We start from the raw sequence: 11,229 nt of genomic DNA, 5'->3' as shown, positions 1-11,229 counted from the left end.
ACTTCCCCCGGTGCTGAAGGAGCCCCCGTGACCGCAACCACCCCCTACCCTGCCCGGAACGCGCCGCGTGAAGACGACGGTTACTTCGGCCCCGGTTCCGTCTCGTGGAAGGTGTACGCCGATCCGTCCTCTCGCGTCGCCGGCATGGCGGGTCTGCTGCTGCAGGCACTCAACCCCGGGATGATGCGGCTGTTCGAGCACGCGTCGGCCGCGTACGTCGATCCGAAGGGGCGGGACGAGCGCACCGGCCGCTATCTCGACACTGTCATGTTCGGCGACAAGGCCCACGCCGACGCCGCCGCAGCCTCGGTGCGCCGCATGCACGCGCACGCCGTCTGGGACGACCCGCACACCGGCACCACGCTGCGTGCCGACGAGCCCGCATGGATCGACTGGACCCACAACGCCCTCGCGTTCGCGCTGCTGCGCGGTGCGGAAGCCTTCGGTCTCGACCTGACCCCGGCCGAGCAGGACAAGTTCGTCGTCGAACAGCACATCGCCGCAGAACTCGTCGGCGCGGACCCGGCCCGCCTGCCCGCTACCCGGGCCGACCTCGAGGCGTACGTCGACGAGCAGCGCCACTGGTTGTCGCTATCGCTCGCGGCCGCCGAGGTGACGCACGCGCTCCGCAAGCCGAACCTGTGGGGCAATCCGGTGAAGGTGTTCACCTTCGTCGTCGTGCAGGACGGCATGCTGTCGCTGCTGCCGGAGTGGGCGCGCCTGATGTACGGAATCGAGGGGCGCCCGATGAACCTGCGCGCCGCGGCACGCACCACCAAGCGGCTCATCGGCATCGCTCGTAAGAACGAGTCGTACGACAAGATGGTCGCCGAGATCACCACGCGCATCGACGAGACTCCCTACCGCAAGGTGCGTGCGCGCAAGGCCTGACCCTGTCTCAGAAGGAGGGATTCGGCCGGACGAACCGTTCGTCGATGTCGGCGATCGATCGGACGCCGGTCAACGCCATGGTGAGGTCGAACTCGGCGATCACGTTGCGGATCACCTCCTCGACACCCTGTCGACCTGCGATCGCCAATCCGTACATGGAGGGCCGGCCGAGCAGCACGGCGTCCGCGCCGAGCGCGAGCGCGACGAAGACGTCGGCACCGCTTCGGATCCCGCTGTCCAGCAGCACGGTCGGCTCCCGGCCGATCGCGGCACGGATGTCGAGCAGGGCATCGAGCGAGGCGATCGATCCGTCGACCTGGCGTCCACCGTGGTTCGACACGACGAGGGCATCGACGCCGAGGTCCACCGCGCGACGCGCATCGTCGGGGTGCAGAATTCCCTTGAGCACGATGGGAAGTCGGGTCCGCTCCCGCAACGTGGCCAGATGCTTCCAGCTCAGTCCCGGATTGGAATAGATGTCGAGGAAGGTCTCCGCGGCGGCGCGCGGCACGGGGGAGCGGAGGTTGTCGAGGAATCGGCCCGGATGGTTGCGGGTCATCGACAGCAGCGTGCGGATCGCGCCGAGCGTGACGTCGGGTCGCTCCCTCACCGTCTCGCGGGCGGCGTCGATCCGCTGCCGGACGATGTCGAGGAAGCGGGGATCCGAGGTGTACTGGGCGATGCCCTCGCCGCGTGCGAACGGCAGCGACCCGAGATTCAGGTCCTGCGGACGCCATCCCAGCATCGTCGTGTCGAGGGTGACGACGACGGCCTCGGCGCCGGCTGCTTCGGCGCGTCGCAGCAGGCTGTCGACGAGATCCTCGTCGGAACTCCAGTACAGCTGGAACCAGCGGGACGCAGAGCCCATCGCGCCGGCACAGTCCTCCATGGAATTGCAGCCCTGATTGGAGAAGATGTACGGCACGCCGGTCGCGGCGGCCGCCCGCGCGATCGCCAGGTCGCTGTCGGCGGCCATCAACGCTCCCGCCCCGATCGGGGCCAGCAACAGCGGCGAGGAGAGCGACGTGCCCGCCACGGTCGTACGCAGGTCGCGTTCGGTGACACCGTGGGCCATGCGCGGGACGATCGCCCATCGGTCGAACGCGCGCCGATTGTTGCGCATCGTGCGTCCCTCGCCGGCGCCGCCCGCGACATATGCCCAGGCCCGCTTCGAACTCGCACGCCGCGCGGCGCGTTCGAGGTCGCCGAAGGACGTCGGAACGGCCGGACGCCGGCCCAGCGCTCCGTTGCGGTACACGACCCCCTGGCGTTCCCGGCCGGGGCCAGCGGGTGCAGATGCGGCAGTTTCGGTCACGAGTGAGTTCCCCTCTCGAGCGGTGGCGCTTGTCGATCCTTCCTCACGAACCCGGTCGAGTGAACCGGTTACCGGTGTCGAATTCGGAATCGGTGCGGTGGATCCGGCGGCGGGCGTACCGTCGGATCCATGACCGAGGACGGCCAGGTTGCACCGTGGGACGACATCTACCGGGGCGTCGCCGAAGGGTTTTCGGGCCCCGTACCGTGGAACATCGGCGAACCCCAGCCCGAGATCGCCCGATTGATCGACGAGGGCGGATTCCGCAGCGACGTGCTCGACGCGGGCTGCGGACATGCCGAGACCTCCCTCCATCTCGCGGCACAGGGGTACACGGTGGTCGGTCTCGACCTGTCGCCGACCGCCATCGAAGCCGCTCGGGCCGCGGCGGCGGAGCGGGGCCTGACTACCGCGACCTTCCAGGTCGCCGATATCACGTCGTTCACGGGGTTCGACGGCCGGTTCGCGACGATCGTCGACAGCACCCTGTTCCATTCGCTGCCCGTGGACCGGCGCCGCGCCTACCTGAGCGCCGTCACCCGTGCCGCTGCTCCGAGCGCGTCCTTCTTCGTCCTCGCCTTCTCGAAGGACGCCTTTCCGGAAGAGGGTCAGGGACCGAATCCGGTGACGGACGACGAGTTGCGCGACGCGGTCGCCGAGTTCTGGACCGTCGACGACGTGCGGCCGGCATTCATCCACGCGTTTCTCGGCGACGAGGATGCTGCCGCGTGGCAGCGGGACGACAAGGGCCGCTCGATGCTCCCGGCCTGGTTGCTGTCGGCCCACCGCGGTTGAGGGTGCACGCGGAAATTCGATTGCATTGCCGGGGTGCGAAGTTCACCATCGGATCTGTCGGAGCGGACCACCCGCGCCTCGTCATGATCCAGGAGTCACCGTGCACCCCGATGTCTCACCCGGAACCGATCCGCTGGTCGAGTACGGCTGGTCCGAACAGATCGCGGAACGGTTCGCGGACAACGACATCCAGGGAACTCCCGGCCGGATCGTGCGGGTCGGTCGCGGTCACGGTGACGCCGTGACCTCCGCCGGTCCGCTGCGGGTGCGGACGGCAGGCCACCATGTCTGTACCGGCGACTGGGTGATCGTGCGCGAACCGCCCACCGAAGGCGACACGATCGGCACCGTCTGTGCGGTGCTGCGGCGTACCGGCGCGATCCGTCGTGCTGACGCATCGGGACGTTCGGAAGAGCAGGTTCTCGCCGCCAACGTCGACACCGTCGTGGTCACGGTCGCGGCCGACACCCTCGATCTCGGTCGCATGGAACGTCTGCTGGCGCTGGCCTGGGACAGCGGCGCGCAACCGGTGGTCGCCCTGACGAAGGTCGACCTCGCGACCGAAGCGGTATTCGAGCAGGTCGCCGTGCTCGCACCCGGAGCGAGCGTGGTCGAGGTCTGCGCACCGGACCGATCCGGATTGAGCGAACTGCGCACGCTGCTCCACGGCACCGTCGTGTTCGTCGGAGCGTCCGGCGCCGGGAAGTCGACACTGGTCAACGCGCTGTGCGGTCGCGACATCCAGGCGACGGCACCGGTTCGGCAGGCGGACGGCAAGGGCCGGCACACCACGACCGATCGGGAGATGGTCCCTCTGGGTGGGGGCGTGACCCTCATCGACACTCCGGGGTTACGGGGCGTCGGGATGTGGGACGCCGGTGCCGGCATCGCTTCCGCCTTTCCCGAGATCGACGAGCTTGCGCGGTACTGCCGCTTCGCGGACTGTGCGCACGAGACCGAACCGGGATGCGCGGTTCGTGCCGCCGTCGACCGCGGGGACCTCGATGCCCGGCGAGTGGAGAGTCATCGCAAACTGCGGCGTGAGAACGAATGGATCGCGGCGCGGTCCGATGCCCGATTGCGGCACGAGCGGACCCGGGAGATCAAGGTGATGAGCCGCGCGATCCGGGCGTACTACCGCGACCGCTGAGGATTTTCGGCGCGGCATACAGGGCGGTCGGTACTCCTCCGCGTAGTTCGCGCGATGAACCGGGCCTCGCTACTGCAACACGCCGCGTCGACCCCGTTTCGGCGCGCTGATCATAGAAGGCCCCGATCGAATGGTCGGGGCCTTCGACCTGCGCGAACATACCGGTCGGTACTTCCTGCTCGGGTCCGTCGCAGTGTGAACGCGGACGGTCTTGGTGGGCGTGCAGCTGCGCGTTATCGAGGTGTGTCGTCGGACACGAAATGATTACGACCCAGCTCGGGGGTGTACTTCTCCTGGGTCGAACCGAACCGGTCTGTTCTCGAGGGGGCGACCCATCGCGGCCTCGATTCGATCATCTGTGGGACAAACCTTCGGCGCGTGCCGTCGTGTCATCGAAGGTGTTGCTGCACAACTAATTCGGTGAGATCGCAGCGATCCTCGGTGGACGAGGGACGGGATCGGCCGGGTGCCGTGGCGGCGGGTTCTCGCTGGGCCGGCCGAATGCGAGCGCCGCAATGATCGACTTTCGGGTATGGCGCGCATCACTTTCTCTGGTTCAGATGGCGTCGGCCACGATCGCTTGAAAACCTCTCGACCTGCGACGTTACCTGGTTGTGACCTGATGGTCGCGTGTTGGCCCTCCGTGCGGTGGTAACGATCCCGCCGGTGATGCCCGCGGCCCCGTTCGAAGGCCGAACCCAGCTTCGGCGAATCTTGGAGCACGACCCTTGTCCGTTTCATCATTGCGCCGTTTCCGTGCCGCGGTCGCCGCGGCGGCCGTCCTCACCGCCGCGCTCGGCGTCGGTACCTCCGCCGCCCACGCCGACACCGCACCCACCACCCCCACGCAGACCCGTTTCCAAGAGCCCCGCGACCTGCTCCGGGCGCTCGACTTCGACGCCCTGGCCGCCGACGGCTGGACCGTGACGGACGACGAGGAAGAGGAGGCCGACTCCGCAGAGGCGACCGAGGTGGTCGAACTCGTCGCCGAGACGACTCCCGCACCGCCCGCCGTCACACCCGAGGAACTGACCCGCATCGTGCCGGGTATCCCGGCGGAGAAGGTCGAGCAGTTCATCGCGCCGTTGAACGAGGCGATGGCACGCAGCGGCATCGACAATCCGGTCCGTCAAGCGGCGTTCATCGCCCAGCTGGCCGTCGAATCGGACTCCTTCCGCACCTTCGAGGAGTACGCGTCCGGTCGCGCCTACGAGGGTCGTGCCGATCTCGGCAACACCCATCCCGGCGACGGTGAGCGCTACAAGGGTCGCGGCGCGATCCAGATCACGGGTCGCCACAACTACGAGAAGGTCAGCGAGCACATCGGCGTCGACTTCGTCGCGCACCCCGAGCTGCTCGCTGCGCCGGAGAACGCCTTCACCACCGCTGCCTGGTACTGGACGTCGCGCAACCTCAACGAGGTCGCGGACACCGCGGGGATCGTCCGGGTGTCCGAGCTCGTCAACGGCGGTCACCACGCTCTCGGTCGCCGCATCGACGACTTCAAGCGTGGCCTGGACGTGCTGCTCCAGCCGTAGGCGCGACACGTTCGCACCGGGCCGATGAGTTCGGGGCCCGCCGACGGTCTATCGGATCATGAGAAAACTGATCTACGACTTCGGCGTGTCCCTCGACGGTTACATCAACGACCGCGACGGCAACATCGACTGGACCGACCCCGACGACGAACTGCACCAGTTCCACAACGACCGGTTCCGTCAGCTCGAGCTCTCGCTGCACGGCCGGCGGATGTACGAGCTGATGGCCGAGTACTGGCCGCACCTGCCCGAGGACGCCTCGCCCATCGAACGCGACTTCGCCGAGTTGTGGACGACCACGCCCAAGGTCGTCTTCTCCCGCACCCTCACCGAGGTCCACTGGAACAGTCGCCTCGTCAGCGACGACGCGGTGGAGGAGGTGCGTAGGCTCAAGACCGAGGGCGACGGCGTCATGGAGGTCGGTGGGGCAAATCTCGCCGCGTCGTTGATCCCGCACGGTCTCATCGACGAGTACCAGGTGTTCGTCTCACCCGTCCTGCTCGGTGGAGGCACACCGATGTTCCCGCCCCTGGAGAAGCGCGTGGATCTGCGCCTGGTCGAGACACGACAGTTCACGACCGCCGTGATGCTGCGCTATCTCGCCGACTGAGGACCGCCGGCCGGATCAGAAGAGCTCGGGCGTCACCGGCGGGACGTCGTCGAGGAACGCCGTCACCATCGGCGCCAGCACGTTGGCCTCTCCGGAGATGCCGAGGTGTGACATCGCCGGGAGGATCACCAGGCGTGCCCGGGGAACCTTCTGCAGCATCCCCGTCGCCGCTGCTTCCTCGTCGCCGCCACCGAGCAAGCGGAACATCGTCACCGCGTGTTCCGGTTTCACGCCGTCCGCGTCGCCGACGATCACCATCGCGTTCGCAGTGATCGACCGCATCTGTTCGTCCGTGATCTGCTGGTCCTCGATGTTGAGGACCTTCATCTTGTCGACGTAGACAGCGAACGCCGCGGGATCGGGCGTGTGCTCCGTGAACGACTTCTCGACCGAGGAACCGGCGAACACCTCGGCATCGAGATGTCCGACGCCCTCGAGCACCGACGCGTACCAACCGTCCTGTCGGTAGGTGGCCGACAACGTGACGAGCTTTCCGACGAGGTCCGGATGCCGGAGCGCCACCTGCAACGCCACCCCGCCGCCCTGCGAATAACCCATCACGTCCGCACGCTCGACGTTCAGAGCCCGCAGCAACTCCGCCGCATCGTCGCCGAACTGCTCGTACGACATCGGACGATCGGTGTCCGGGGTGCGACCGTGCCCCTGCTGATCGAAGAGGATCACCGGGCGCCGTTCGGCGAAGGCGGTCACCCAGGACGGCATCGACTCGGTGCTCATGAACGCGCCGGGAATCAGCAGCAGGGGCAGCGGAGCGGACCCGCCGAGTTCGCCGTGCACCTCGCAGTACAGACTCAGGCCGTTGATGGGTAGATGTCCGCTGCGCGAGGGTGTCGAGTCCGCCATGTCACCCGGCCTTCACTGCGCGCCGGTGCCGGGACCGTAGAGCCGCGCCACGTCGGGGGAGTCGAGCCACCCCGAATAGGTCGGTGACTGCGGCCAGCCCTCGGGCGAGTCCTGCCATTCCTCCTGACGGCCCCACGGAAGAAGGTCGATCAGCGCGAAGGTGTAGCTGAGCTGTTCGGTGCCCCGGCCCGTGGTGTGCCAGGTGCGGTAGACCTTGTCGCCGTCGCGCAGGAACACGTTGACCGCGAACCCTCCACCGGGAGGTGCGTCGACGTCGGCGCCGAACGAACTCTCCGACGACGAGTACCACTCCATCGTGTTGCCCACCTTCGCCTTGTAGGCGAGGGCTTCGTCGATCGGCCCGTTGGTGACGATGACCATGCGGGCGTCGTAGTTGTCGAGGATGCCGAGTCGGGTCCACTGCGTCGTGAGACTCGTGCATCCGCCGCACTGCCATTCGGCACCGTCGGACCACATGTGGTGATAGGTGATGAGCTGCAAGCGGCCTTGGAACACATCGACGAGCCGGATCGGGCCGTCGGCGCCGATCAGCGTGTAGTCGGGCAGTTCGATCATCGGCAGCCGGCGGCGCTGCGCTGCGATGGCGTCGAGTTCGCGAGTGGCGGCCTTCTCCCGTCGCCGTAGGTCGTCGAGCGCCGACCGCCATGTCTGTTCGTCGACGATCGGAGGAAGGGCGCGGGTGGTCTGCTGGGTCATGACGTCTCCCGGAGTCGGACGGATCCGTTCACGAATGTTGACCGGGGCAGGTGCCGGAAATCATCGTGGACGCGGCCACGAGTCCGAACGCCGGAGTGGAGCACGGCCCCGTACCGACCGGTATGTAGTGTCGTCGCGTGTCTCCTGATCCGTCTGTGGCCGACCTGATCGACGGCGCGTGCAAGGTGCTGCGCGCCTACAAGCACGACGAGGTCGCCGACCGTGCCGAACGCAAACTGGCCGACACCGGCCGGCCGACGTCGATCGTGGTGGTGGGGGAGATCAAGCGCGGCAAGAGTCTGCTGGTCAGTGCTCTCATCGGCCGCGACGGTGCCGCTCTCGACGACGTCGAGTACTCGACCGCCGTCGCAACCCGTTTCGTCACCGCCACCGACGATTTCCCGGAGGGCACGGCCGAATTGGTGTTCCCCGACGGGCGCCGGCGCATCGACGGCGCCGAGCTGGGGGAGTGGATCACCACCGGCGGCCGCTACGTCCAGGACCCGACCGTCGAGGCGCTGCCGGTCGCGGCGGTCGTGCCCATCACCTCGGAAAAGCTCACGAACGCGTCGGTCGTCGACACTCCCGGCATCGGCGGCCTCGACCCCCGGCACGCGGCGATGGCCGCTCACTCCGCCGATCGGGCCGCCGTGCTCGTGCTGGTATGCGATGCGTCGACCCCGCTGACCGAACCGGAGATGCGGTTCCTGCGCGAGAGCGCTGCCGGAGTGGAGAACGTGCTGGTCGTGGTCACCAAGACCGACAAGAACCTCACCCGCTGGGAACAGATCGTCGCGGAGAACCGCCGCGCCGTCGCGGAACACGTCGGCCGCGACATCCCCGTCGTCGCCGTCTCGAGCGTGCGTGCCCTGGCCGCGACCGCCCTACCACGCTCCCCGGTGCGCGAGCGCAGCCTCGCCTGCTCCGGTCTCCCCGGACTGTGGGGGATGCTCGACGAGCGGGTCGCCGCCGCACGGCACCGTCCCGAAGCCGACGCGCTGCGCGTCGCCCTCGACGGGTTGCGCCGCATCGAAACCGGAATCAGCGACGAACTCTCCGTGGTGCGCGACGGCGAATCCGCGATCCCGGACCTGACCGCCGAGATGGAACGGCTGAAGGGGCTCAAGGACGAGGCGCAGCAATGGGAACAGCACCTGCAGCGCGACCTCACCCTCGCGCGGCAACGGGCGATCACCCGCCTCGACGAGGAGATCGCCCGCGTGCGCGAGGACTGGACGACACGCATCAACAAGTCGTCGATGCAGGTGCTGCGGCGCTCCCCGCAGGTGTTCACCGCCCAGATCCAGGCGGACCTGCTCGACGCGATGGCCACCACCGCGCAGGTCTTCCTCGACGACCTCGAGAAGATCGTCACCGACCTCTTCCACGACCCGCAGCAGTGGGAGCACATCCGCGAGATCACCCTCGAGGCGCTGCAGACCGATCCATTGGTGACCGGGGAGGTGGGCTCGAAACGCCAAGGGCTGCTGGATCCGAGCGTGCTGACGATGGGCATGATCGGCACCACCATGCTCGGCGCGGTGATCGGGGCCGGTGCCATCGCCGGCGTCGCCTGGGTGGCGATCAATCTCGGGTTCAAGGCGATGCGCACCGGCAAGACGAACCTGCTGACCTGGCTGCGCGAGACCCTCGCGACCGTGCGGACCGTCACGACCCGCATGCTCGAGGCCGCGATGGCCACCACCCGGCCGGAGATCGTGCTGCGTCGCCGCAAACACCTCCAGGACCGGATCACCGAGTTGCAGAAGCGTATCGACGAGGCCAAGCGCGCCGCGCAGGCGGACGCCGCGACCCGCACCGCGAACATCGAACGACTGGAGAAGAACCTGCGCATCACCCGCGCCCGCATCACCCCGATCGATACGGCTCTGAGGGGAGGTGCCGCATGAGCGCCCCGCACATCCCACCGCAGACCGGGGCACCCGATCCGGTGCACCAGCGCATCGACGCGGCCCTGCACCAACTCGCCGCGCTCGGCGGTGATCTCGTCGCCCACGCCAACCGTATCGGCGCGATCCTGTGGTCACCCCCGCGCATCGTCGTCGTCGGGCGGCTCAAGGCCGGCAAATCCACCCTGGTCAACGCGTTGATCGGGGCGCCGGTCGCCGAGACCGCGGCGCTCGAGGCCACCAATGTCGTCACCGTCTACGAGAACGGTGCGCCCTCCCGCGCCGACGTGGTGTCCACCGATGGCACCCGTCGACCCGTGCCGCTGGCACTCGGCACCACCGTCGACCTCGGCGTCCCGCCGGAGCAGGTCGCGTACGTGCACCGCTACCTGCCCTCCCATGCGCTGAGCACGATCACCCTCGTCGACACCCCCGGTCTGGCGACACTGACCGTCACCAACGCCGCCGCCACTGAGCGCGCCCTGATCGACGGATTCGAGCAGACCCGCTCGGCGTCCGTCGACGCCGACGCGGCGGTGTTCCTGTTCGACTCGATGCCGCGCACCGACGAGGTCGAATTCCTGCAGCGCCTCGGCTTCACTCCGCTGAACACACTCGGAGTGCTGTCGCGCGCAGACGGTTTCGGCCGCGGGGTGCTCGGCAACCGCGATCCGCTCGGACACGCCGCCGAACACGCGAACGTGCTCGCGCGGCGGTTGGCGGGACAGGTCGGCACGGTGGTGCCGGTCGCCGGGTTGCTCGCGCAGACCTCCCACACCGGTGCGTTCACCGACGCCGACGCCCGCGCGCTCGCGGCGCTCGGCCCACTGGCCCCGTTGGAGCTGTTCGATCTGCTCGACGCCGATCCCGCCGCGCTGCCGGTGCCACGCGATCAGGTGTGGCGACTGCTGGAGCTGATCGGGGAGTACGGGCTCGTGCACGCCCGCGCGCAGGCAACGGGTGGGGCGCACCAGGTCAACCTGTGGTTGTCCGGGGTGTCCGGCGTCCATCCGCTGCGAGCGGTGCTCGAACAGTCGTTGCGTCGCTTCGCGGTGCTGCACCGCGCCGGCCGGATCCTCGCCGAACTCGACGCCCTCGTCTATTCGCATCCGGCGCGCGACGCCATCCGGCAGATCGTCTCGGCGCTGCGCACGGACCCGGCGCTGGTGCCGGTGGAGTTGTTGCGGGCGTTGCGATCTCTGCTGCAGGCCGACCCGAGCGCGCCGGCGGTCGACGAACTGGTCCAGGTGCTGCGCGGCGGCACGATCGCCGAGGCGTTGGGGCTGGAGCCGACGGCGTCACCCGAGCAGATCCGAGCGATGGCGCAACAGAAGCTTGTCGCGGTGCAGGCCCAGAGCGTGTCGACGCGGTCTGCGGCGGAGGACACGGCGCTGACAGCGCTGACGCACGCCTATACGGTGATCGTCCGCGGACACTGA

The 11,229-nt window shown here is 68.4% G+C and carries 10 protein-coding genes; 7 read left to right on the top strand and 3 right to left on the bottom strand.

The features are described from left to right. The first annotated feature begins 27 nt into the window (after positions 1–27). Positions 28–891, top strand: a complete 864-nt coding sequence (locus ACPCXD_RS19510) for an oxygenase MpaB family protein (protein WP_423660854.1) — start codon at positions 28–30, stop codon at positions 889–891. A gap of 7 nt (positions 892–898) precedes the next feature. Here ACPCXD_RS19510 and ACPCXD_RS19505 read toward each other — a convergent pair whose 3' ends face one another. Next, complete coding sequence (locus tag ACPCXD_RS19505; protein WP_423660852.1) at positions 899–2,206, bottom strand: alpha-hydroxy-acid oxidizing protein; 1,308 nt, start codon at positions 2,204–2,206, stop codon at positions 899–901. A 129-nt stretch (positions 2,207–2,335) separates the two neighbouring features. Between ACPCXD_RS19505 and ACPCXD_RS19500 the strand changes: the two genes are divergently transcribed. The 4 genes from ACPCXD_RS19500 (at position 2,336) to ACPCXD_RS19485 (ending at position 6,299) form a co-directional block, all read left to right on the top strand. Then, positions 2,336–3,001, top strand: a complete 666-nt coding sequence (locus tag ACPCXD_RS19500; protein WP_088898592.1) for a class I SAM-dependent methyltransferase — start codon at positions 2,336–2,338, stop codon at positions 2,999–3,001. 100 nt (positions 3,002–3,101) lie between these two features. Then, a complete protein-coding gene (gene rsgA, locus ACPCXD_RS19495) occupies positions 3,102–4,151 on the top strand; it encodes a ribosome small subunit-dependent GTPase A (protein ID WP_253250099.1) in 1,050 nt (349 codons plus the stop codon). A gap of 728 nt (positions 4,152–4,879) precedes the next feature. Then, a complete protein-coding gene (locus tag ACPCXD_RS19490) occupies positions 4,880–5,689 on the top strand; it encodes a glycoside hydrolase family 19 protein (protein WP_229568135.1) in 810 nt (269 codons plus the stop codon). A 58-nt stretch (positions 5,690–5,747) separates the two neighbouring features. Further along, complete coding sequence (locus tag ACPCXD_RS19485) at positions 5,748–6,299, top strand: dihydrofolate reductase family protein (RefSeq protein WP_016692272.1); 552 nt, start codon at positions 5,748–5,750, stop codon at positions 6,297–6,299. 15 nt (positions 6,300–6,314) lie between these two features. Here the strand turns inward: ACPCXD_RS19485 and ACPCXD_RS19480 are convergent, their stop codons facing one another. Continuing rightward, positions 6,315–7,163, bottom strand: a complete 849-nt coding sequence (locus tag ACPCXD_RS19480; protein WP_145692183.1) for an alpha/beta fold hydrolase — start codon at positions 7,161–7,163, stop codon at positions 6,315–6,317. A 12-nt stretch (positions 7,164–7,175) separates the two neighbouring features. Further along, entirely contained in the window at positions 7,176–7,880 is a 705-nt protein-coding gene (locus tag ACPCXD_RS19475; RefSeq protein ID WP_016692270.1) for a DUF899 domain-containing protein, read from the bottom strand. A 137-nt stretch (positions 7,881–8,017) separates the two neighbouring features. On the opposite strand from ACPCXD_RS19475, the gene ACPCXD_RS19470 reads away from it, so the two are divergent. Beyond that, positions 8,018–9,790: a dynamin family protein gene (locus ACPCXD_RS19470; protein WP_423660848.1), complete on the top strand. Its 1,773-nt coding sequence runs from the start codon at positions 8,018–8,020 to the stop codon at positions 9,788–9,790. Then, positions 9,787–11,229 carry a GTPase gene (locus ACPCXD_RS19465; protein ID WP_016692268.1) on the top strand — a complete coding sequence of 481 codons (1,443 nt, stop codon included), beginning with the start codon at positions 9,787–9,789 and terminating at the stop codon, positions 11,227–11,229. The genes ACPCXD_RS19470 and ACPCXD_RS19465 overlap by 4 nt, the downstream gene beginning before the upstream one ends.

The sequence above is a fragment of the Rhodococcus sp. AB351 genome (assembly GCF_049538275.1).
Lineage (GTDB): Bacteria > Actinomycetota > Actinomycetes > Mycobacteriales > Mycobacteriaceae > Rhodococcus.
Note: the sequence above shows the minus strand (reverse complement) of the source record. Positions and strands in the feature narration are given on the sequence as shown.

Coding starts and splice junctions, on each gene's coding strand:
- ACPCXD_RS19465 (WP_016692268.1), top strand. CDS start 9,787: ATGAGCGCCCCGCACATCCCACCGCAGACCGGGGCACCCGATCCGGTG.
- ACPCXD_RS19475 (WP_016692270.1), bottom strand. CDS start 7,880: ATGACCCAGCAGACCACCCGCGCCCTTCCTCCGATCGTCGACGAACAG.
- ACPCXD_RS19485 (WP_016692272.1), top strand. CDS start 5,748: ATGAGAAAACTGATCTACGACTTCGGCGTGTCCCTCGACGGTTACATC.
- ACPCXD_RS19500 (WP_088898592.1), top strand. CDS start 2,336: ATGACCGAGGACGGCCAGGTTGCACCGTGGGACGACATCTACCGGGGC.
- ACPCXD_RS19480 (WP_145692183.1), bottom strand. CDS start 7,163: ATGGCGGACTCGACACCCTCGCGCAGCGGACATCTACCCATCAACGGC.